15 protein-coding genes and 3 pseudogenes are annotated in these 21,121 nt (G+C 72.6%); 11 read left to right on the top strand and 7 right to left on the bottom strand.

The features are described 5' to 3' along the window. Nucleotides 1–44: 44 nt before the first annotated feature. The 5 genes and pseudogenes from GWK25_RS43805 to GWK25_RS25965 all read left to right on the top strand — a co-directional run. A pseudogene (locus GWK25_RS43805) lies at nt 45–740 on the top strand (histidine kinase dimerization/phosphoacceptor domain-containing protein); the annotation flags it as partial. 244 nt (nt 741–984) lie between these two features. Then, nucleotides 985–1,188, top strand: coding sequence for a hypothetical protein (locus GWK25_RS44845; RefSeq protein WP_374200697.1), 204 nt, complete (start codon nt 985–987; stop codon nt 1,186–1,188). Then, the gene (locus tag GWK25_RS43800; protein WP_251830201.1) at nt 1,185–1,931 is read left to right on the top strand and encodes a response regulator transcription factor; all 747 of its coding nucleotides are present in this window, start codon (nt 1,185–1,187) and stop codon (nt 1,929–1,931) included. Before GWK25_RS44845 ends, GWK25_RS43800 begins: the two co-directional genes overlap by 4 nt. 7 nt (nt 1,932–1,938) lie before the next feature. After that, nucleotides 1,939–2,544 carry a hypothetical protein gene (locus GWK25_RS43795; RefSeq protein ID WP_251829038.1) on the top strand — a complete coding sequence of 202 codons (606 nt, stop codon included), beginning with the start codon at nt 1,939–1,941 and terminating at the stop codon, nt 2,542–2,544. 206 nt (nt 2,545–2,750) lie between these two features. Continuing rightward, complete coding sequence (locus GWK25_RS25965; protein ID WP_215453528.1) at nt 2,751–4,331, top strand: hypothetical protein; 1,581 nt, start codon at nt 2,751–2,753, stop codon at nt 4,329–4,331. 37 nt (nt 4,332–4,368) lie between these two features. On the opposite strand, the gene GWK25_RS25960 is transcribed toward GWK25_RS25965, so the two are convergent. Continuing rightward, nucleotides 4,369–4,833 carry an SRPBCC family protein gene (locus GWK25_RS25960; RefSeq protein WP_215453527.1) on the bottom strand — a complete coding sequence of 155 codons (465 nt, stop codon included), beginning with the start codon at nt 4,831–4,833 and terminating at the stop codon, nt 4,369–4,371. A 306-nt stretch (nt 4,834–5,139) separates the two neighbouring features. On the opposite strand from GWK25_RS25960, the gene GWK25_RS25955 reads away from it, so the two are divergent. Continuing rightward, nucleotides 5,140–6,147: a hypothetical protein gene (locus GWK25_RS25955; protein WP_215453525.1), complete on the top strand. Its 1,008-nt coding sequence runs from the start codon at nt 5,140–5,142 to the stop codon at nt 6,145–6,147. A gap of 121 nt (nt 6,148–6,268) precedes the next feature. Here GWK25_RS25955 and GWK25_RS25950 read toward each other — a convergent pair whose 3' ends face one another. Then, on the bottom strand, nt 6,269–6,634 hold the full coding sequence (locus GWK25_RS25950; protein WP_215453523.1) for a cupin domain-containing protein: 366 nt from the start codon (nt 6,632–6,634) through the stop codon (nt 6,269–6,271). A 146-nt stretch (nt 6,635–6,780) separates the two neighbouring features. On the opposite strand from GWK25_RS25950, the gene GWK25_RS25945 reads away from it, so the two are divergent. Beyond that, on the top strand, nt 6,781–9,090 hold the full coding sequence (locus GWK25_RS25945) for an MMPL family transporter (protein ID WP_215453520.1): 2,310 nt from the start codon (nt 6,781–6,783) through the stop codon (nt 9,088–9,090). A 32-nt stretch (nt 9,091–9,122) separates the two neighbouring features. Here GWK25_RS25945 and GWK25_RS25940 read toward each other — a convergent pair whose 3' ends face one another. Beyond that, nucleotides 9,123–11,402, bottom strand: coding sequence for a M4 family metallopeptidase (locus tag GWK25_RS25940; RefSeq protein WP_215453518.1), 2,280 nt, complete (start codon nt 11,400–11,402; stop codon nt 9,123–9,125). Between the two features lie 320 nt (nt 11,403–11,722). Between GWK25_RS25940 and GWK25_RS25935 the strand changes: the two genes are divergently transcribed. The 4 genes and pseudogenes from GWK25_RS25935 to GWK25_RS25920 all read left to right on the top strand — a co-directional run bounded on the left by GWK25_RS25935 (nt 11,723) and on the right by GWK25_RS25920 (nt 14,473). Further along, nucleotides 11,723–11,941, top strand: a complete 219-nt coding sequence (locus tag GWK25_RS25935; RefSeq protein ID WP_215453516.1) for a hypothetical protein — start codon at nt 11,723–11,725, stop codon at nt 11,939–11,941. A 100-nt stretch (nt 11,942–12,041) separates the two neighbouring features. Then, nucleotides 12,042–12,854 (top strand): annotated as a pseudogene (locus GWK25_RS25930) (class I SAM-dependent methyltransferase); the annotation flags it as partial. A gap of 318 nt (nt 12,855–13,172) precedes the next feature. Further along, nucleotides 13,173–13,894, top strand: a pseudogene (locus tag GWK25_RS25925) (enoyl-CoA hydratase/isomerase family protein); the annotation flags it as partial. 36 nt (nt 13,895–13,930) lie between these two features. After that, on the top strand, nt 13,931–14,473 hold the full coding sequence (locus tag GWK25_RS25920) for a GNAT family N-acetyltransferase (protein ID WP_215457576.1): 543 nt from the start codon (nt 13,931–13,933) through the stop codon (nt 14,471–14,473). A gap of 25 nt (nt 14,474–14,498) precedes the next feature. Here the strand turns inward: GWK25_RS25920 and hemC are convergent, their stop codons facing one another. The 4 genes from hemC to GWK25_RS25900 all read right to left on the bottom strand — a co-directional run bounded on the left by hemC (nt 14,499) and on the right by GWK25_RS25900 (nt 20,782). Continuing rightward, the gene (gene hemC / locus GWK25_RS25915) at nt 14,499–15,431 is read right to left on the bottom strand and encodes a hydroxymethylbilane synthase (RefSeq protein WP_215453514.1); all 933 of its coding nucleotides are present in this window, start codon (nt 15,429–15,431) and stop codon (nt 14,499–14,501) included. Between the two features lie 85 nt (nt 15,432–15,516). Beyond that, a complete protein-coding gene (locus GWK25_RS25910; protein ID WP_215453513.1) occupies nt 15,517–17,793 on the bottom strand; it encodes a bifunctional serine/threonine-protein kinase/ABC transporter substrate-binding protein in 2,277 nt (758 codons plus the stop codon). Beyond that, nucleotides 17,793–20,162 carry a bifunctional serine/threonine-protein kinase/ABC transporter substrate-binding protein gene (locus tag GWK25_RS25905; protein ID WP_215453512.1) on the bottom strand — a complete coding sequence of 790 codons (2,370 nt, stop codon included), beginning with the start codon at nt 20,160–20,162 and terminating at the stop codon, nt 17,793–17,795. Before GWK25_RS25905 ends, GWK25_RS25910 begins: the two co-directional genes overlap by 1 nt. Then, nucleotides 20,162–20,782 carry a hypothetical protein gene (locus GWK25_RS25900; RefSeq protein WP_308404327.1) on the bottom strand — a complete coding sequence of 207 codons (621 nt, stop codon included), beginning with the start codon at nt 20,780–20,782 and terminating at the stop codon, nt 20,162–20,164. The genes GWK25_RS25905 and GWK25_RS25900 overlap by 1 nt, the downstream gene beginning before the upstream one ends. Nucleotides 20,783–21,121 lie beyond the last annotated feature (339 nt).

Below are 21,121 nucleotides of genomic sequence, written 5' to 3'. Positions count from 1 at the left end.
GAGCCGGACTTGATCCTGCATCAGCTGACGGGGCGGGGCGGAGCATGGCGGAGGGCTGGGCCCGGCGGCTGTGGGTGCCACCGGGCGATGTGGCGGCGGCCGCCGTGCTGTTCGTGGCCATGACCGTCGTACGGCTTGGCGCGGGGGAGGACGCCGACGCCTCCCCGCCGCTCGCCCTGGCCCTCGGCGCGATGATCGATGGGGGCCTCGCGGTCCGGCGCCGCGCCCCGCTCGCCGGGTACGCGGTGGGCACGGCGGGGCTCGTCGTGGAGGCCCTGTGGGTGGGACCCGGTCAGTTGACGCCGGTCGCGAACCTCATCGGCGTCCACTCGCTGGGCCTGTACGCGAGTCCGCGCAGGGCCGTGCTCGGCGCGCTCCTCGTACCGCCCGGGGTGCTGGCCCACTTCGCGCCGAAGGACGACCCGTGGGTGACCCAGGCCGCGGTCGTCCTCGTCTGGCTGCTGGTGTGGGCGGCGGGCTGCGCCACGGCCCGCCGTCGCCGGGAGACGGAGGAGCTGCGGCGGTTGCTGCGCCGCGAGACGGTCGTCGCCGAACGGGTCCGCATCGCACGGGAGTTGCACGATATCGTCGGACACTCGGTGAACGCCGTGCTGGTCCAGGCCGGCGCGGGACGCATGGTGCTCGACACCGACCCCGAACGCACCCGGGAACTCCTGATGAGCGTCGAACGCACCGGCCGTGACGCCCTCGCCGAACTCGACCGGCTCCTGGGCGTCCTGCGCGCCGACGACGACGCCACTGACGCCACCGACGCCACCCTCATGACCTTCCCGCAGAACACGGACACCGAGGGCGGCCTGGCCCACCTGGTGCGCCCCATGGTGGACGCGGGCATGGACGTACGGCTGCGCGTCGAGCCGGAGACGCTCACCCTGCCGCGCGCGTTGCGGCCGACCGTCCACCGGATCGTTCCAGGAGGCCCTGACCAACGCGCTGCGGCACGGTCATGCCCGGTCCGCCGAGGTGACCGTCCGTCGGCAGCGCTGGGGGAACGCGGTGCTGGTGAGGGTCGTGGACGGCGGCGACGGGCCGCCGCCGGAGTACCGGCAGGGGCGCGGGCTGCGCGGGATCGGCGAACGTGCCGCCGCGCTCGGCGGCACGGTGGCCCACGGTCCGGCCGCCGACGGCATCGGCTTCGCCCTGACCGTCGAACTGCCGCTGCCATGAGCGCGCCCGCCGCCCCGCCCGTCCGCGTGCTCCTCGCGGACGACGACGCCCTGTTGCGCACCGGTGTCACGGTGACACTCGGCACCGCCCCGGACCTGGAGGTCGTCGGGGAGGCGGCCGACGGAATACGGGCCGTGGAACTGTGCCTCGCGCTGACCCCCGACGTCGTCCTGATGGACGTACGGATGCCGGGCATCGACGGAATCGAGGCAACCGGGCGGATCGTCGAGGCGGGACTTGCCGCGCGGGTCCTCGTCCTGACGACGTTCCCCGACGACGCGTACGTGTGGCGGGCGTTGCGGGCCGGTGCCAGCGGCTTCCTGCTCAAGCGCGCCGCGCCCGAGCGGCTCATCGACGCCGTCCGCACGGTCGCCGCCGGAGACACCCTGCTCGACCCGTCCGTGACCCGGGCGCTCGTCGCGCGCTTCGTCCTCGACGACCGCAGGGCCCGGCGCGAGCCGGACGCCGGCGAGCGCGCCCGGTTGCGCGGCCTCACCGTCCGCGAGGCCCAGGTGCTGCGGCTGATCGCCGGGGGGCTGTCCAACGCGGAACTCGCCCAACTGCTCGGGATCGCCGAGTCCACGGCCAAGACGCACGTCAAACGCATCCTGCACAAGATCGACGCCCGCGACCGGGCCCAGGCCGTGGTCCTGGCGTACCGGTCGGGACTGATGGACTCGCGTGGGACACCCATGGACCCCCTCGGGCCGGCCGAGCCGACCGGCACCCCCGGATTCGACTGACCGGTACTTGACCCCCACGGACACCGACTCGGCGATCTGGTCCGTGATCGGCACCCTGATCCTGCCGCTGATCCTCGGCCTGGTCTGGCTGTTCGTCGCCGCGCTGGTCCGGTTCGACGGCGCCGGACCCTCCCGCGTCGCCACGCTCGTGGGGCTGGGGGCCGTGCTGGTCGCCGGGTACATCGGCATGGACATGGCCGCCATCGGGGAGACCGCCTTCGACGACACCGGCCGCGTCCCGGGCGAGGTGCTGTTCGGTGCGGCGGGCAGCGCGAAACTCGCCCATGCCGCCGGACTGCACGGCATCCAGCTCCTCGCCGTGCTCGCGATCCTCTGCGAGGCCGGCCGATTGTCGCCCCGCCGGGCAAGGTGGGTCCTGGCCGTGGCGGCGCTCGGCTACGCCGCCGTCTTCTGGGCGGTCACCGCGACCGCCTACGCGGGACGCGCCCCGTACGACCCGACCGCCCCCTACGCGATCCTGCTGGTGGCGGGTGCCCTCACGACCGGTGCGGCCGCCGCCGTCGTCCTCGCCCAGGCGTCCCCCGCCCGCCGTGTGTCCCCGCCCGCCCCGGTCGCGGAGAAACCGTCGCCCGTCGGGCGAACCGGAACGTGACCCGGAGGCGTCAACAGCTGTGGGATCGCTGGTTTCCACGCACCGACCAGCGGTGCGGCCGATGCTTTCGCGCCACCTCTCGGATTGTGGTCACGAAGTGAAATCGATCTCCGTCCACGCCCGAGAATCACCTGTCGCGGCATCGAGTTTCGGCCGTACACTGACAATTCGTAAGCATGCGGGTGGAGTTGACGGGGGGATCCGAGATGTCCGGGGATCAGTACGGTGTAAGAGACCAGGACGGCTGGAGTCACAGCTACGTCGTGCCGCCGATGCCCTCGGCACCGCCCCCCGGCCCCGCGGACGGCTGGCGGGCCGTCGGGGTGGGCCTGCTGAACCTCAGCGGTCTGGGACTCGGCTACGCGCTGATGCGCCGCCCCCTCCTGACCCTGCTGTGCTGGGCGGCCACCGGGCTGCTGCTCTTCTCGGTGCTGCCGGCCGACCCTGACGGCGTCTCGGGCGCCACCCTCACCGTCTACGGCCTCTTCCTGCTGCTCGTGGCGGCCCACGGCGCCTTCCTGGGCCTGCGCAACCGCCTGGTGTGGCCGGCGAAGTCCCCGCTCGCCATCGCCCTCGGAGTCCTTCTGCTCGGCGTCCCCGTCGCGAGCGGCCTGCTGTACGAGACCGCGCGGAAGGAAGCCGTCGAGGAGATGCTCCTGGACCGGCTGGCGAAGGCCGACGAGCTCGTGGACAAGGCCTCCGGAGAGTCCTTCTCGACGACCCAGTCCGAGTACCGCAGGGCTCTGGCCGCCTATGACGACCTGAGCACCGACCACCCCGACTCCCGCGCCGCCGAGAAGGTGCCCGACCGGTTGAAGACCTTCTACACGACCGTCGGCGCCCCTTACGAGGACAAGGAGTACTGCGAGGCGGTCGCTCCCCTCGAATACCTGCGTACGGTGCCCCGGACCGTGAACAAGCAGGACCTCGGCTCGCTGGCCGCCTGGCCCGACGACCGGCTCGCCACCTCGCTGTACGAGTGCGCCTCCGAGAGCCTGGCGGCCGACACCGCCGGCTGGCAGGACCAGTTCAGCGACCTCCTCACCACCTTCCCCGACTCCGATCAGGCGGCGAAGGTCGAACCCGACGTCGAGGCGGCCGTCGACAAGGCGGTCAAGGCCGTCGGCGGCGACGACCCGTGCGCCGCCGTGGACCGGCTGGAGACGCTCGGCTCCCAGGTCAAGGCGTTGCCGGGGGAGAAGGCCGGGGTGGCCGACGGGCTCGCCGCCGCCGCCGGAAAGGCCGAGAAGTCCGCCTCCGCCGGTGTCTACACCTGCGGTGTCGACCAGTACGAGGACGGCGACTTCGCCGAGGCGGTGACGTCGATGAACGACTTCGTCGACGCCAACAAGAAGCACAAGAACGCGCCGCGCGCCAAGAAGATCGCGATCGCCGCCGAGATCGCGCAGGAGGTCCCGGAGGCGGGCAAGAAGCTGCCCACCACACGGACCGGCGGCAGCATCTCCGTGACGGTGAAGAACGACAGTCCCGACGAGATCCAGGTCATGTACACCGGCCCGGTGACCGGCACGTTCACCCTGAAGGGCTGCTCCACCTGCACCAGCTACGACTGGAGCAGCACCCTGGTGTCCAGCTTCAAGCCGTGCAGCGGCAACGACAAGTACCCGCAGCGCACGATCAGCCTGCCGGTCGGCACCACGTACTTCCTGCACAAGCCGAAGGGCGAGAACGCCTCCAGCGCCGCCTCCGACACGGCCAAGCTGGAGTCCGGCTACATCTACACGGAGTGCGCGTACGTGACCTCGGGCTACGGCCTGAACTCCTGACGCGCACCCGGGCCCGGTGACCGAGGGCCGCGGCGGCTCAGCCCCTGCGGCCCTCCACCCACCCGGCGACGTCGTCCAGGTCCTTCGCGATCCCCTTGCGGACGGCCCGGGCGCCCAGGGGACCCATGACCCTGGCGAGCAGACCCGCGACGGTGCCGGTCGGCCGGGCGGAGAAGGTCGTCACGATCGTCGTCGCCCCCGGTCCGTCGGCCCGCAGCACCCACTCCGAGACATAGCGGGAGCCGTGCGACTCGGCCTCCACCACATAGCGCTCGGGCGGCTCGCTGACGGTCACCCACATCTCCTCGGTGGCGTCCTTGCCGAACATACGGCGGGTCTCCCGCCACCGAGCACCCACCCCGAAGCCCCCATCCGTGAGGACCTCGACCCTCATGACTCCGCTGAGCATCCGATCCATGCCGCCGAGGTCCGTCACGGCCTCCCACACCCGACCCTGGGAAGCGGCCACCCGTCGCTCGACGACGACACTTCTGCTGGTCATGCCTCCTATGAAAGCACCGGGCACCGGCGGCCGCCCCAGGACGGCCGCCGCGGCGGGACCCGCCCGGGCCGACGCGCCAGGTTCCGTAACCAGGGTGCGTAGTTCTACGGACGACCGTGCGGCAGGCGTTCTGGAAGCCTCGGATCCGCAGGTGCGTCCAGGGGTGGTGAGGCCGCATGGAAGGGATCCGGCCGTGGGTATCCCTCCTCCACGCGTTCGACCACGAGACCCCGCCGCCCCGTCCCGCGGCCCCGCGGGGCCGTCCGGCTCCGCCGCACCCCGTCCACCACGACCGAGGAGAACCCGATGACCGAACGCCCCGAGGGTGCACCGGCACAGCCACAGCCGCAGGACCAGCCGTCCGCGTCCCCGTCGGCACCCCCGCCCGGGCAGGCCCCGCCGCAGACACCCACCCAGGCCGAGATACCGGCCCAGCCCGCGCAGGCTGAGGCCCCGACCCAGGCGGCCGTCCCGAGCGCCTACCCCTACCCCGATCCGCAGTCCCCGGCGGCGAGCCCCCAGCCCCCGGCCGGCTACGGGCCTCCGGTCGCTCCCGTGGCCGCCCAGGCGAACCCGTACGGCCAGCCGCCGGGGGGCTACCCGCCGGGCGGTTACCCGCCGGGCGGTTACCCGCCGGGTGGCTACCCGTCCCTCGGGGCACCGCCCGCCACGGGTGCCGGCGGGCGGGCCGTGCTGTGGGCGCTGGTCGGCGCGGCGGTGGCCTCGGCGGCCTGGGCCGGCGGGGTCTTCCTGCTCGGCAAGGACGAGACGGAGGCCGACCTGCGCGGCTACCGGGCCAAGTCGGACATCTGCCCGTCCGTGGACTACTCGTCCTTCAAGAACGAGTACCCGGAGGAGGACGACGCCCCGGTCAACAACTCCCTGGAGCACGCGGCCCTCGACCAGAGCTACTGCAGCATCTCCCTCAAGGAGTCCTCGACCTCCACCCTCTCCGACGCGTACTTCTCGGTCCAGATCGACCTGCACAAGAAGACCGACCCCGGCCCCGAGTTCACCGCCATGTGGTCCGAGTACGACCAGCGCTACGAGGACTACGAGGTCGAGAAGGTCGACGGCTTCGGGGACGAGGCGTACGTCATCACCGAGGACACCACCTCGGGCGACGACACCAGCGGCAGCCGGTCGGCCACCCTCGCGGTGCGCGACGGCTGGATGACGTACGAGATGCGCTGGAGCGCCTACGGCTCCAGCTACGACGACGTGACCATGCCGGACGTGGACGACGTCGTCGACTGGCTCAAGAACGACACGAACGCGACCCTGGACAACCTGCGGGGGGCCGACGGCATCTAGACGCCGGACACGGACGCGCGTGGAGCACGTGGGTGTGCGGGCCGTCGAGGGTGTGGTGGCGTGGGCGGAGGCGGGGCGTGTGGCGCCCCGCCTCCACTCCCTCTCGCACCCGGACCTCGGCTCAGTCCCCCTTCGCCTTCGCGTAGTCCTGGGCCATCTGGCCGGCGAAGTCGTACAGCAGGCACTGCTCGTCCCCCACGACCCACGCGTCGTGCCCCGGCGGACACACGAAGGTGTCGCCCGGTCCGACCTCGCCCTCACCGCCGTCGTCCATGCGGATGTGCATGCGCCCCTGGACCACGTAGCCGTTGTGGTGGACCTGGCAGCTCTCCGTGCCCGCGAGGGGGGCGACGGACTCCGACCAGCGCCAGCCCGGCTCGAAGGTGGCCACGGCGAAGTCGAGCCCGGTGAGGTGCACGGCCTCGAGGTGACCCCGAGGGAAGTCGCGCCGCTCGTCCGGCTTCTCGACCGACTTGATCTCCAGCATGACGGCTCCTTCCGTTCCGTCCCACCCCCCTCATCGTCCGCCTGTCAAGCCGGGGCCGCCAACCGGGGAAGGGTGCTTTCCCGAGGTGCCGGGGCACCGGGAGCGTCGTGTAATGAGGGCCGGAGATCGCTGCCGTGGGAGAGACGATGCGCTCAGGTCGTTCCGGTGGGAAACGTTCCGGAGGGAAAGAGGGGGCCGAGCCTGCTGGGGGCGTGCTGCGGCGACTCGGCGAATGGTGCGCCCGGCACTTCGTGGTCGTCATCGTCTCCTGGCTGGTCGCCCTCGCGGCCGTCCAGGTGCTGAACCGGTCCTACGGCGGCGACTACTCGGACGACTTCACCCTTCCGGGAGTGCAGTCCGAGAAGGGCCTGGACGTGCTGAAGGAGCACGATCCGGCGGCCGGCGGCTACGGCAGCCAGATCGTCCTGCACGACGAGGACAAGGCCCTCACCTCGCTCGGCTCCCAGATGTCCGAGACGGTCGACGACCTGCAGAAGCTGCCGCACGTGCTGTCGGTCCAGAACCCGCTGACCGCGCCGGCCACCCAGCCGTCGCAGTCCTCGGACCAGTCGCAGCAGCCGAACGTGGGTCCCCTGTCCTCCGACCAGAAGACGGCGTACATCACGATCCGCTTCGACGTGCAGCCCTCGACCCTCGGGGACGGCTACCTCGACGGCGTGGACGACTCGGTCCAGCCGCTGCGGTCCGCGGGCGCCGAGGTCGAGTACGGCGGACCGCTCGGCGAACTGGCCCGTCCCGCCGCCGACGACCGGGTGAGCGAGCTGATCGGATTCGCGGTCGCGATCGTGGTCCTGCTGATCGGATTCGGCAGCGTCATCGCCGCCGGACTACCCCTGGTGACGGCTTTGCTGAGCGTCATCGGCGGCCTCGCCTGCCTGGGTCTGCTGGCCGCCGCGTTCACCTTCGCGACCGTCTCCCCGACCCTCGCGACGATGATCGGGCTCGGTGTCGGCATCGACTACGCCCTGTTCCTGATCACCCGTCACCGGCAGAACCTCATGGACGGGGCCGACCCGGTACGGGCGGCCGGCCGGGCCGCCTCGACCAGCGGCCACGCCGTCCTCGTCTCCGGCTGCACGGTGATCGTCGCACTCGCCGGCCTCTACGCGTCCGGTGTGAGCTTCATCGGCAAACTCGGACTCGCCGCCGCCGTGACCGTCGTCTCCGCGATCATCGGCGCGCTCACCCTGGTCCCGGCCCTGCTCGGCCTCATCGGCAGACGCATCGACCGCTACCACGTCCGCAAGCCCGTCGCCGAGACCGGCGCGGAGGCGGGCGAGGAGATCACCGGCACCTGGCACCGCTACGCCCAGCGTGTGGAGCACCATCCGTGGCGCTTCCTCGCGGCCGGTGTCACGACGGTGGCGGTCCTCGCCATCCCCGTCTTCTCCATCCAGCTCGGCCACATCGGCGACGGAGCCGACCCCACCTCCTTCACCGACCGCCGCGCCTACGACCTGATGACCGACGCCTTCGGACCGGGCTCCAACGGTCCGCTCACGGTCGTCATCGACCAGACGTCGGTGCCGTCGTCGGACCGCCAGAGCCTGCAGAGCACCGCGCAGAAGAACCTGGACGCGGTCGAGGGGGCGTACGCGGTCACCCCGCTGACCCCCACCCAGGACGGGGACGTCCTGGTCGGCACGGTCTACTCCAAGGAGTCCCCGCAGAACGCCGACACCACGGACCTGACGAACCGTCTCGTCGACGACACGCTCCCCGCCTCGGTCTCCGGCACGAAGGCGCACGGCTACGTCACGGGCACGACGGCCTCGCAGGTCGACTTCCGTGACATCGTGGCGAGCCGGCTGCCCGTCATCATCGCCGTGGTCGTCGCCCTCGCTTTCCTGATCATCCTCGCCGTCTTCCGGGGGCTCCTGGTCGCGGTGAAGGCGGCGGTCCTCAACGTGCTGTCCATCGCGGCCTCGTACGGCGTCGTCGTCGCCGTCTTCCAGTGGGGCTGGGGCGGGCCCGCACTGGGCGTCAACGGCAAGGTGCCCATCGAGAGCTATGTGCCGATGATGATGTTCGCCATCATCTTCGGCCTCAGCATGGACTACGAGATCTTCCTGCTCTCCCGCGTCCACGAGGTCTGGACGCGCACCGGCGACGCCCGGGCCTCGGTGGCCCACGCGCTGGAGATCACGGCCCGGGTCATCACCTGCGCGGCCCTGATCATGGTCAGTGTCTTCGCCGCGTTCATCGTCAGCGACAACATCGTGGTCAAGATGCTGGGGCTGGGGCTCGCCGTGAGCGTCCTCATCGACGCCACGGTCGTCCGCCTGCTCATGGTCCCCGCGGTGATGACGCTCCTGGGCCGCCACGCCTGGTGGACCCCGCACTGGCTGGACCGGATCATGCCGCACATCGACGCGGAGGGGGACACGGCGAAGCGGCCGGTCCCGACGGTGCGGGACCGGCCGCTCGGTGACTGACGGGCCTCAGGCGACTGTCAGTCGACGATCTGTCAGAACGTCATCTTCCAGCTGTTGATGTAACCGGTGTCGAGGCTGGCCACGTCCTGCACCCGCAGCTTCCAGGTGCCGGCGGCCGTCTCCGAGGAGGCGTCCACCGTGTACGTGGCGATCACGTCGTCCGCCGAGTCGGACGACGAGGAGTTCTTCAGCCGGTACGCCGTGCCGTCCGGGGCCACGAGGTCGACGACCAGGTCACCGCGCCAGGTGTGGACGATGTTCACGTCCACGGTGAGCGCGCTGGACGCCGCTCCGGCCCGGTTGACGTTGATCGGCGACTCCACGGTGGAGTTGTCGGGGATCTGGTAGTCGGCGGTGTTCTCGAACACCGACTGGTTCCCCTCCTCGTCCACGCGCCAGGCGAAGCTCGCCGTGCCGGTCTCGCCGGCCGAGTCCGTCACGGTGACCGTCGGCGTCGAGTTGCCCGCCGTGGTCGGGGAACCGGAGATCCGGCCCGTGGCGGCGTCGATCGACAGCCCGTCCGGCAGCCCCGTGGCCGCGTACGACAGTGTGCCGGCGTTGGTGGAGGACGCCTGGACGTCCAGCGTGACCGCCTGACCGACCAGGGAGTACTGGGCGGCGGGCGGGACGACCGTCACGCCGTCGAGGATCCGGGAACCGACGTTGATCGCGGCCCAGGCGTTGGCGGTGTTGTTGTAGGTCACCGAGCCGAGCCCGTACAGATCGGCGGCGGCCTGGAGGGTGGCGGTGCGGGCGGCCGCGTAGTTGGTCGTGGACGTCATGTACGTGGTGAGCGCCCGGAACCAGATCTTCTCGGCCGCGTCCCGGCCTATCGGGGTGACCGGCAGCCCGTCGAAGGTCGGCGAGTCGTAGGAGACGCCGTTGACGACCTTCGCGCCGCTGCCCTCGGAGGCCAGGTAGTACCAGTGGTTGGCCGGGCCCGAGGAGTAGTGGACGTCGATGTTGCCGAGCGTGGAGGACCAGTAGTCGCGCGAGGAGCCGTCCTTGCTGGGCCGGTCCATGTAACGCAGCGGCGTGCCGTCGCCGTTGATGTCGATCTTCTCGCCGACGAGGTAGTCCCCGACGTCGCCTGCGTTGCCCGCGGCGAACTCGACGGCGGCGGCGAAGATGTCGGAGGTCGCCTCGTTCAACCCGCCCGACTCGCCGCTGTAGACGAGGTTCGCGGTGACCGAGGTCAGACCGTGGGTCATCTCGTGCGCGGCCACGTCGATCGAGGTGAGCGGGTTGGCGTTGCCGGAGCCGTCGCCGTACGTCATGCAGAAGCAGGAGTCCTGCCAGAACGCGTTGACGTAGTTGTTGCCGTAGTGCACCCGGCTGTAGGGCGCGACACCGTCGTTGCGCAGCCCGTTCCTGCCGTGCACGTTCTTGTAGTAGTCCCAGGTCAGCGCCGCGCCGTAGTGGGCGTCCGCGCCGGCTGTCTCCAGGTTGGCGGTGGTCCCGTCGCCCCAGATGTCGTCGGAGCCGCTGAACAGCGTCCCGGTGCCGGAGGAGCCCCGGTTCAGGTTGTACGTGCGGTGGTTGCCCCGGTCCGCGTCGGTCAGCGTGTACGACGAGCCGGACTGGCTGGTGCCGAGCGTGACCGTGCCGCTGTAGCGGGTGTTGCCCGTGCCGGTGTGCACGGCCTCGTACTCGTACAGCTTCTTCCCGGTCTGCGCGTCGGTGATGACGTGCAGCTCGCTGGGCGTGTCGTCGTGCTGGAAGCCACTGACGACGGTCTCGTAGGCGAGGGTCGGTGTGCCCTTCGCGGCCCAGACGACCTTGCGGCTGCTGTCCGGAGCGGTCTTGGTGGACCCCTCCTCCTTCGCCGCCGCGAGCGCCTGCTTCTCCGCGGTGGCCCTGCTGACCTCGGGGCTGAGGTCCGACACCTTCAACTCGGGCTTGTAGGCCCGGGTGACGCTCTCGACCGCGCCGGACTTGGCGGCGTGGACGACCAGGTCGCCGCCGAGCACGGGCAGCCCGGCGTAGGTGCGCTCGTAGCGGGTGTGCGTGGTGCCGTCGGCGTCCTTGACGACGTCGCGGACCCGCAACTCCTCCTGGCTGCCGAGGTCCAGGCGGTCGGCGGTCCGGTCCGTGGCCTTCTCGGCCTGCCGGACGAGGGCCGCGCGCTGTGCGGGGGTGAGCTGTGCGGGCAGTGAGCCGCGGTCCGCCTTGGCCGCCGCGGGACGGGCGGTGCCTTCGCCGCCGTCGCCGCGAGCGATCGCGGGGGAGCCCGGGACGGCGACGGCGAGTACCGCCGCCGCCACCACGAGGGCGGCTGTGGCCGTGGTGCGTCTGTGGGGGGTGGATCTCACGCGAACTCCTTTGCTGCGGCCGACGTTGGACGAGCGGCCGTACGAAGGACCCGGTGCACGGGTCGAGGCACCGGGTGGTGCAGGGAGTGCTGCGATGCGGGTGCGCGTGCGCCGTCGTGAGACGGGGTGTGCACAGAGTGACAGATGTGGAGCTGTTGTGTCAGGGGCACAACAAATGTTTGGCCGGAAACTGATCGATCATCGACCGCCGAACGGCCAGGCGCGGGGCATGTCCACCGGCGCCCGGGGAACTTCTCGGCCTCGGCCGCGCGTCTTCGGGGTGAGGCCGGACGTATCCGGTGCGCCACGGAGGGGTTGCCATGACGACGAACGACCCGGGCACGATCGAGACCACGCTGGCCGACGGCCGGCGCATGACCCTGTCGCTGCCTCCGACGGACGCCGGATGGGCGGCCGACGGGATCAAGGCGCTGCGCGCCGTTCCGCCCACCCACACCGGACACGGCGAGAATCCCCCCGTGCTCCCCGAGCGTCCCGCCCTTCCGCTGGAGGTCGCGCTGCTGGGCTTCGGGGCCTGAGCCCCTCCGCCGAGGGCCTCTTTCCGCCCCCGCACTGTTCCCTGAGGGCAAGACCCGCTCCGGCACAGAGGGCGGTGGACGAAGAGGAAGCGGAGGCGGAGTGCCGGACGGATGGCAGTGGGACCCCACGCTCTTCCGGGGCAGCGCGGCGTACTACGAGCGGGGCAGGCTCCCCTACGCCACCGGCTTCGCCGAGGCCCTCGCCAGGTCCCTCGGCCTGGACGGAGGTGGCCGACTCCTCGACGTCGGCTGCGGACCCGGGACCGTACTGCTGCCGCTGGCGCGGTACTTCGAGGAGGCCGTCGGCGTCGATCCCGACGAGGACATGCTGACGCAGGCCCAGCGCCGCGCCACGCGCTCGGGAGTGACCAACGCGCGCTGGGTGGCCGCGCGCGCCGAGGATCTACCGGCGGGGCTGGGGACCTTCCGGGCGGTGGTGTTCGCCCAGTCCTTCCACTGGACCGACCGTGACCGGGTCGCGGCCACCGTGCGGGGGATGCTGGAGCCCGGCGGCGCGTTCGTCCACGTCAGCGACCTCAAGGACCCGCCGCCCGACCCGACACCGCTGCCGTCGCCCGCTCCGCCGTACGAACGGATCGGTGACCTGGTACGCCACTTCCTGGGACCGGTGCGCCGCGCGGGGCAGGGACGGCTCGTCCACGGCACGCCCGGCGGTGAGGAACTCGTCATCGCACGCGCCGGTTTCGAGGGCTGTGCACGCCAGGTCGTGCCCGCCGGGGAAGTGGTCACCCGCACCGTCGACGACCTCGTGGCGTGGGCGTTCTCCAACTCCTTCTCCGCCCCGCACCTGTTCGGCGACCGGCTTCGGGAGTTCGAGCGGGATCTGCGGGCGCTTCTGGAGAGGGAGGCCGCCGACGGCCGTTTCGCGGAACGGCTTCCGGCGACCGAGATCAGTCAGGACCTGGCGGAAGCCGCGGGTCTGAGACGCGAGTCGACGCCGACCCTCCCGCCGGCACCTGCTGTCGTGCCGACACCCGCCGCCGGGCCGACGCTCACCCCCGGCCGGGCACCGGGTCGACGGTCCACCGCCCCACCGGCATGTCCTGCGCGAAGGTGCCTCCCGCACCGCCGCGATGGCCCGGGACTGTGGGTACGCCTGTGCGCGGGGCCGCCCGGTCAGGGGTACCTGCGGCACAGGTAGGCTCTCCAGGTCACCCGGTGTGCCGGCCGGCCCGGGGCGACGACCGGAAGTCGCGAGGGAGGCGGTTCGATGACCGGCGGGCAGGAAGCGGTGCTGCTGCACACCGTCGGGCGGGCCGCCCGCATCATCCTCAACCGGCCGAAGGCCCTCAACGCGCTCGACCACGCCATGGTGCGGCGTATCGACGAGGCGCTCACCGCATGGGAACACGACCCGGCCGTGGAGACCGTCGTCGTCACCGGCGCGGGGGAGCGGGGACTGTGCGCGGGCGGCGACATCCGCGTCATCCACGACGACGCCCGCGACGGTGACGGCACCGCCTCGGCGCGCTCCTCGACGACCTCGCCGAACTGCCCGCCCGGGACGCCGTCGCCCGGCACATGCGGCAGCCGCCGCCGGCCGAGCTGCGGGAACGACGGGCATGGATCGACACCTGCTTCGCCGCCGACACGGCCGAGGAGATCGTCCGGCGGCTTTTCGCCCACGGCGACCCGGCCGCGAAGGAGACCGCCGAGACCCTGCTGGCCAAGTCCCCGACCGCCGTCAAGGTCGCCCTCACCGCCGTGCGGCGGGCCCGAGGTCTCGGCTCCCTGGAACAGGCGCTGGACCAGGAGTACCGCGTCTCCTGCGCCGCCCTGGCCGCCGCCGACCTCGTCGAGGGCATCCGCGCCCAGGTCATCGACAAGGACCGGCGTCCCCGATGGAACCCGCCGACGCTCAGCGACGTCACCGACGCCGACGTGCGCCGCTTCTTCACCCCCCTCGGCGACCGTGAGCTGGGCCTCGGCTCCGGCCGCACCGATCACGACAACACCCAGGCTGCCACCATGACCCCCCGCGTCCCCCTCGCCACCCAGGCCCTCCGCATCCGACCCGGCGGCCCGGCCGACGCACCGGCCATTCTCCGTATGCTCGACGCGGCGGTGGCCTGGATGAACGCGCGCGGCAACACCGAGCAGTGGGGCACGATCCCGTACTCGCGGCGACCCGACGGGCCGTCACGCGTCGAGCGGTACACGACCGAGAACACCCCGTACATCGCGGAGTGGGACGGCACACCCGTCGGAGCCATGGTCCTGGACTCCGGCCCCAGCCCGCAGATGCCGATCCCGCCGGCCGACGAGCCCGAGCGGTACGTCCGTCTCCTCGTCTCCGACCGCCACCACGCCGGCCACGGTATCGGCGCGGCCCTCCTGTCCCACGCCGTCGACGAGACCCGCCGAGCCGGCGTGGGACTCCTGCGCGTCGACTGCTGGGCCGGCGACGGCGGCCGTCTCGTCGCGTTCTACGAACGCAACGGCTTCACCCCGACCACGCCCTTCGTCTCCGGCACCTGGCCCGGCCAGGTACTGGCCCGCAGACTCGACTGACCGCCGGGCCGGGCGCCTGCGCGGATCAGTGCTCGATGCCGTCGATGAGGTCGCGCGCGCCCTGGCGGAGCAGTGCCACCGCGACGGAGGTGCCGAGGGTCGCGGGGTCGAGGCGGCCCGCCCATTCGTGGGCGTTGAGGACCGTCTTGCCGTCGGGCGTGAACACCGACGCCCGCAGGGAGAGTTCGCCGCCCCGCTCGGTGCGGGCGAAACCGGCGATGGGGCTGTTGCAGTGGCCCTGCAGCACATGCAGGAACATTCGCTCGGCGAGCGTCTCGCGGTGGGTGTCCGGATCGCCGAGCCCGCTGACCGTGTCGATGGTGTCGATGTCGTCCTCCCGGCACTGCAGCGCCAGGACGCCCGCGCCGATCGGCGGCATCATCGTCTCGACGGACAGGATCTCGCTGATCACGTCCGCACGGCCGATCCGCTCCAGCCCGGAGACGGCCAGCAGCAGCGCGTCCGCCTCGCCCGCGGCCAGCTTCTCCAGCCGGCGGTTGGCGTTCCCGCGGAACGGCACGCAGTCCAAGTGCGGGTGTGAGGCGGCGAGTTGCGCGGTACGCCGTACGGAGGAGGTGCCGATGCGGGTTCCGGCGGGCAGCTCGTCCAGGGTGCGTCCGGCGGGGTCCACGAGCGCGTCCCGGATGTCGTCCCGCTTCAGGAACGCCGCGAACATCGTCCCGGCCGGGAGGGGCCGGTCGGCGGGGATGTCCTTCACACAGTGCACGGCCAGATCGGCCTCGCCCGCGACGAGCGCGGCGTCGACCTCCTTGGTGAAGGCCCCCTTGCCCTCGACCTTGGAGAGATCACCCATCCACTTGTCCCCGGTCGTCTTCACGGGGACCACCTCGGTGCGCAGCGCCGGGTGGAGCACGGCGAGTTCGGCGCGTACACGCTCCACCTGCGCCAGGGCCATGGGCGAGTCTCGGGAGACGATACGAATCAAGTCCTGCGACATGAAGGCACGATAGCCCCTCGGGACGGGCCCGCATGACCACAACGGCCCCGGGGCCCGGCCCGAACGCCGCCGTCCCACATCCGTGTCATACATCCGCCTGCTGGTACTGCCCGCGAAAGTCGAACTCCCCTCCGGTCACGCGGTACAGGAACAGCGCGTCGTGGTTGTATCCGTTGTCCGCCGTGTACGCGACGGTCCGGCTGATGCCGGTGTACGACACCTCCCGCATACGCCGCACGATCGCGCCGCGCTCCCGCAGGGCCGTGCCCCCGCTCGCGCACGCCTCGGCCAGGAACAGCACCGCGTCGTACGCCTCCGCCGCGTACCGGCCCGGCCGCTTCCCGTAGCGGACCTCGTACGCCTCGGTGAAGGAGCGGGCCGCAGGGACGGCCGTCGGATCGATGAAGGCGGTGGCGAGGACCCAGCCGTCGGCCGCCGGGCCCGCGCGCTCCAGGAACCGTGTGCCGAAGGCCCGTTGGGTGGCGACCCGGGCCCCGGAGAACCCGGCCTCGCGCAGTGCCGCCGCGAACGCGCCCGCCCGTTCCTGCCCTCCGCTGAACACGACCGCGTCCGACCCGGCCGCGACCACCCGCCGGGCGAGCGCGGTGTGGTCGAGCTTCCCGGCGGCGACGCTCGTGACACTCGTCTTCCTGCCGTCGCGGCCGAGCGCCCGCTGGATGTAGTTGCAGAGGGTCCAGGCGAAGTCGCCCTCGGCCCGGTCCTCGACCAGGAACACCTCGCGGGCGTCGGCTGCGCCCGTCAGATACGCGTTGCACGGGGCGGCGAGCAACTCGTCACTCGGCGAGAGCTGCGCGTGCGAACGAAGCGTGGACAGACCGGTGTCCCTGACCTGGGAGGTCACCCCCACCGACACGGAGACGACGGGCAGCACGGCCTGTGTGTACACGGTCTCCGCGGCGAGGAAACAGGCGTCCGTTGTCGGTCCCAGCACCGCCAGCACCCGCCGGTCCCTCGCCAGCCGGGTCGCCCGGTCCAGGGTCCGGTCGGGCTCGCCCCCGTCGTCGTACGCCCGCAGCGTCAGCCGCAGCGGACGGTCGTCGTCGGCGTTCACGTGTGCGACGGCCAGCCGGGCGCCGTCGAGCTGGGCCCGCCCGGTCTCCCCGGCCGCTCCGGACAGGTCGCCCTGGAACGCCACGACGAGTTCGGCGCGCGGGCCGGACGAGGGGGAGCCTCCCGCGCCGGCCTTCCGTTCGCCCCGGTTGCGCCACCACCACGCACCGCCGCCGGCCGCGAGGAGCCCGGCAGCCCCCGTGGAGCCGAGCGCCAGGAAACCGCGGCGACTCGTGCCCCGGGCCCGCGCCTGTTCCCGCGTCGGGGCCTCGTCCTCCGGCCCCTTGAGCGAGGTGACCGTCACCACGTCCGGGTCCGACGACGCCGGCGTGGATGCCGATGCCGAACCGGGAGACGCCGAAGAGGGGGGCGCCGGCGCGGTCACCCGGGTCGGCTCGATCGCCCCCATCGCCAGCACCGCCGCCGACCGCTCCGCGATCAGCCGGGTCACCGGCTCCGGCAGCCACCGTTCCCGGTCGGCCGGCAGGGTCGCGTCGAGCGCCGCACCGACCTCGGCGGCGGTCGGCCGCCGCGCCGGGTCCTTGTCCAGACACGCCCGGACGACCGGCTCCAGCACCTGCGGGATCCCGGGGAGCTCCGGTTCGTCGTAGACCGTGCGCAGCAGCACCCCGGCGGCAGCGCCGGTGCCGAACGGCCGGACGCCGGTCGCGGCGAACGCCAGGACGCAGCCCAGCGAGAAGACATCGCTGGGCGGGCCGATTCCGGCGCCGCGCGCCCGGGCCTGTTCGGGCGAGAGGAAACCGGGAGAGCCCACGATGACGCCGGTGGACGTGAGTACCGTGCCCTCCGGTGCGCGCGCGATACCGAAGTCGATCAGGCGCGGGCCGTCCGGGGCCAGCAGCACGTTGCCCGGCTTGACGTCGCGGTGCACCAGCCCCGCCCGGTGGACCGCGTCGAGCGCCTCGGCGAGCCGCGTCCCCAGCACGGACACCGCCCCGGGGGACCAGGGTCCGTGCTCCTCCAGCGTCTCGGAGAGCGACGGGCCCGGTACGAACGGGGTCGCGAGCCACGGATCCTCCGCGTCGGCGTCCGCGTCCAGCAGGGGGACCACCCAGGGGCTCTCCACCTGCCGGGCCACCTCGATCTCCCGGCGGAACCGGGCCCGGAATCCCGCGTCGTCGGCGTGGGAGGCCCGCACGACCTTGACCGCGGCGAAGGCCCCACCGGGGGCACGGGCCAGGAAGACGACGCCCATGCCGCCGGCGCCGAGCCGCCGCAGCAGGCGGTAGTCGCCCAGCCGCGACGGATCGGCGGTGCGCAGCGGCTCCATCAGGCGGTCAGCGGCGCGGGGCCGCCGTACTCGAACGCCCCGTCCGTTACGCGCCAGAGGTAGCCGCCGGTGCCGTCGATGACGGGCAGACCGTTCTTCTGGAAGCCGTAGGTCCGGGTGACGCCCTGGTACTTGGCGGCCCGCAGCGCGGCGAGCAGTTCCTCGCGGGTACGGCGCTCGGCCGGGAGGTCCGCGAGGGAGGTGAGCACCATCGACGTCACGTCGTAGGCCTCCGCCGCGTACCGGGGCGGCGCCTTCTTCCACCGCTCGCGGTAGGCGGCCACGAACTTCTTCGCCTCGGGGACGTCCGACGGGTCGACGACGGGTGCGACGATCGTCCACCCCTCGGCGGCTTCCCCGGCCGCCGTGAGGAAACGGGGGTCGAGCAGGGCCGGTCCGGCGGCGCGGGCGCCGGTGAAACCGCGCTCGCGCAGCGTCCGGGCGAACGACGCGGCCCGGTCGGACAGTCCGGCGAACGCGAACGAGTCGATGTCTGCGGCCAGCAGGTCGTCCACCGTGTCCCCGAAACCGGACCGCATGGTGCTCACCACACGGGGCACGTACGGCTGACCGGCCAGCCGCAGCTGCGTGCTCAGATTGGCGCTGACCTCCCAGCCGTAGTTGTCGGCGGCCCGGTCGACGACCACACCGACCCTGCGGGGCCGGGTGCTCCGCAGGAACGTGTCCATGTAGAACGGCAGCAGGGAGTCGGGCAGGCGGGCACGCAGGAACGAACGGAAGCCCTGCACGGACAGGGAGATGGCGCCGGGGGACACCGCGAGGACGGGCAGCAGGGCGGCGTCGTAGGCCGCCAGCGCGGACTGCGCGGCCGCGTCCGTGGTCGGGCCGACCACGGCGAGGACGGCGGGATCGTCGGCGAGCCGCTTCGCCACCCGGGCGGACGCGGCCGGGTCGCCGGCGTCGTCCTCGGCCCGTACCTCCACCCGGAAGGGTGCGTCGCGTCGGGCGTTGAACTCCGCGACGGCGAGCCGCACTCCGTTCTCCTGGGCCCTTCCGCTCTCCCGAGCGTCGCCACTGAGGTCCCCGTGCAGCGCGACGGTGTAGGCGGGTTGCTTGGCGGAGGCGGACGGCTTCTCCTTGCCCGAACCGTCGCCGTCCCGGCCCAGGGCCCACCAGGTCGCGCCGCCGCCGGCGGCGAGCAGTGCGCCCGCGCCGCCGAGGAGGACACGACGCCTCGCGGGGGCCGCGGGGGCACCGGTGGCCGCGACGGGGACGGTGTCGGCGGAGCCGGAACCGGAGCCGGGCGTCGCGGGATCGGGGGAGCCGGGGAGGCCGTTGTCCGGCATGGTGGCGGAGGAGGAGGCCGGTGCGGATCTCGCGGCGGTGTCCGCGCCGGAGGGGGCGGCGGAGACCTCGGTGCGGTCGATGTCCGGCAGCGCGAGCGCCTCGGTCGAGCGCCGGGCGATCAGGCGCACCACCTCGTCGGGCAGCCAGGACCCCAGGGCGACACCGCTCGCGTCGGCGGGGGCGGCGGCGGGCTCGGCCGAGGCCTCGTCGGCGTGGGCTTCGGAGTCGGAGTCGGAGTCGGCTTCGGCGCCCCCCGCGTGCAGCAGTTCCCGTACCAGCTCCGCCACCTCGGGGCGGGCGGTCGGGTCCTTCTCCAGGCAGCGGGACAGCAGTTCGCCGAGCGGTGCCGGTACGCCGTCGAGGTCGGCCGGGTCGTGCACGGCCCGGTAGAGGAGGGCGTCGAGCGCCCCCGTGCCGAACGGCGGCCGGCCCGTCGCCGCGAACGCCAGGACACAGCCGAGGGAGAACACGTCGCTGGGCGCGCCGATGGCCAGGCCGCCACGCCCTTCGGCCTGCTCCGGGGAGAGATAGCCGGGCGTACCGACGACGAGCCCCGTCGCGGTGAGTCCGCTGTCCTCGGGCGCCCTGGCTATGCCGAAGTCGATGAGCCTGGGCCCGTCCGCCGCCAGCAGGACGTTGCCGGGCTTGAGGTCCCGGTGGACCAGCCCCGCCCGGTGCACCTCACCGAGGGCCTGCGCCAGCCGGCCGCCGAGGACGCGCAGCCCGTGCTCGCCGAGCGGTCCGTGGGCGGCCACGGCTTCGGCCAGGGACGGGCCGGGCACGAACGCCGTCGCCAGCCACGGCGCCGCAGCGTCCGCGTCGGCGTCGATCAGCGGGACCGCCCAGGGGCTGCTGACGCGCCGGGCCACCTCCACCTCGCGCCGGAACCGCTCCCGGAAACCCGTGTCCTCGGCGTACTCCGCCGCCAGCACCTTCAGCGCCACCAGCGATCCGGCCGACGTACGGGCGAGGTACACCACGCCCATGCCGCCGGCGCCGAGCCGGCCGAGCAGCCGGTGGTCGGCGATCCGCGCCGGGTCGGACGAACGCAGCCGTTCCATCAGCCCTCACTCCCGCCCAGTTCGTACCTCACCCGGTCGAGCATGGTGGTGGTGCCCCGCGTCATGAACTGCTCCAGTTCGGCGACGGTGTAGCCCTCGGCGCCCTTGATCGACACCGTCATGGTGACCGGCCCGAGCCGGGTCACCATCCACCGGTAGACCGCCTTGCCGGTGCCGGTGCCGGTGAGATAGACGCCCGTCTCCAGGACCGAGTCGTCGGCGTAGTTGTTGCCGCGCATTCCGAGGGGGGTGCCCACGGACATCAGTTCCGCGATCCGCTCGTCGGCGCGCACCTGCTGCTCGGGGCAGCGCAGCGCCTCCTCCAAGGTCGCGGACACATGGTCGTCGGCGTCGAGGACCGCCGTGTGCACCGTCACCGTCGCGGTCACCCGGACCGTGCCGCGCTTTCCGGCGCCGGGCAGTTGGCTGTACAGGGACAGGGAGGCCAGTACGTCGTCGGGGAGTGCCGTGCGCTGCCACCGGCACTGGTCGTCGAGCAGCGCGATGGTCCCCTCGGCGCTGCGGGCGAGCGGCTGGGCCTCGAAGTCCGCGCCCCAGTCCTTCGGCCGCATCGCGACCGCCTCCGCCAGCGTGGCTCCGTCCTGCCTGGCGCGCGGCACGCGATCCGGGTCCGCCACGAACGGTGTGGCGGACGCCGACGCCGTCGGCTCCGCGCCCTCCGCCGAGACCTGCCCTGACGCGGAAGCGGAGGGCGTCGCCGACCCGGACACCGTGGGTTCGGACGTGTCCGCTCGCTCCGTCGCCCCCGCGCTGCACCCGCCGAGGAACACCGCCGCGACGGCCCCCGACGCGGCGGCCCTCAGCCGCCAACCACCTCTTCGTCCAGCCCTTTTGTCGTCCAACACCCGCCCCCTCCACCGCAGTACCCCGTGCGTGACCGGTGATCGTACAGAGGTACGCATTCCCGGCGTGAGCGGTTCCCGCGAGTCTCTTCGCAC

The organism is Streptomyces sp. ATCC 21386, from assembly GCF_018728545.1.
Classification (GTDB): Bacteria; Actinomycetota; Actinomycetes; order Streptomycetales; family Streptomycetaceae; genus Streptomyces.
Note: the sequence above shows the minus strand (reverse complement) of the source record. Positions and strands in the feature narration are given on the sequence as shown.

What these genes read in the sequence shown, in the direction of transcription:
- GWK25_RS43800 (WP_251830201.1), top strand. Translation starts at nt 1,185, where the DNA reads ATGAGCGCGCCCGCCGCCCCGCCCGTCCGCGTGCTCCTCGCGGACGAC.
- GWK25_RS25965 (WP_215453528.1), top strand. Translation starts at nt 2,751, where the DNA reads ATGTCCGGGGATCAGTACGGTGTAAGAGACCAGGACGGCTGGAGTCAC.
- GWK25_RS25960 (WP_215453527.1), bottom strand. Translation starts at nt 4,833, where the DNA reads ATGACCAGCAGAAGTGTCGTCGTCGAGCGACGGGTGGCCGCTTCCCAG.
- GWK25_RS25955 (WP_215453525.1), top strand. Translation starts at nt 5,140, where the DNA reads ATGACCGAACGCCCCGAGGGTGCACCGGCACAGCCACAGCCGCAGGAC.
- GWK25_RS25950 (WP_215453523.1), bottom strand. Translation starts at nt 6,634, where the DNA reads ATGCTGGAGATCAAGTCGGTCGAGAAGCCGGACGAGCGGCGCGACTTC.
- GWK25_RS25945 (WP_215453520.1), top strand. Translation starts at nt 6,781, where the DNA reads ATGCGCTCAGGTCGTTCCGGTGGGAAACGTTCCGGAGGGAAAGAGGGG.
- GWK25_RS25935 (WP_215453516.1), top strand. Translation starts at nt 11,723, where the DNA reads ATGACGACGAACGACCCGGGCACGATCGAGACCACGCTGGCCGACGGC.
- GWK25_RS25920 (WP_215457576.1), top strand. Translation starts at nt 13,931, where the DNA reads ATGACCCCCCGCGTCCCCCTCGCCACCCAGGCCCTCCGCATCCGACCC.
- hemC (WP_215453514.1), bottom strand. Translation starts at nt 15,431, where the DNA reads ATGTCGCAGGACTTGATTCGTATCGTCTCCCGAGACTCGCCCATGGCC.
- GWK25_RS25910 (WP_215453513.1), bottom strand. Translation starts at nt 17,793, where the DNA reads ATGGAGCCGCTGCGCACCGCCGATCCGTCGCGGCTGGGCGACTACCGC.
- GWK25_RS25905 (WP_215453512.1), bottom strand. Translation starts at nt 20,162, where the DNA reads ATGGAACGGCTGCGTTCGTCCGACCCGGCGCGGATCGCCGACCACCGG.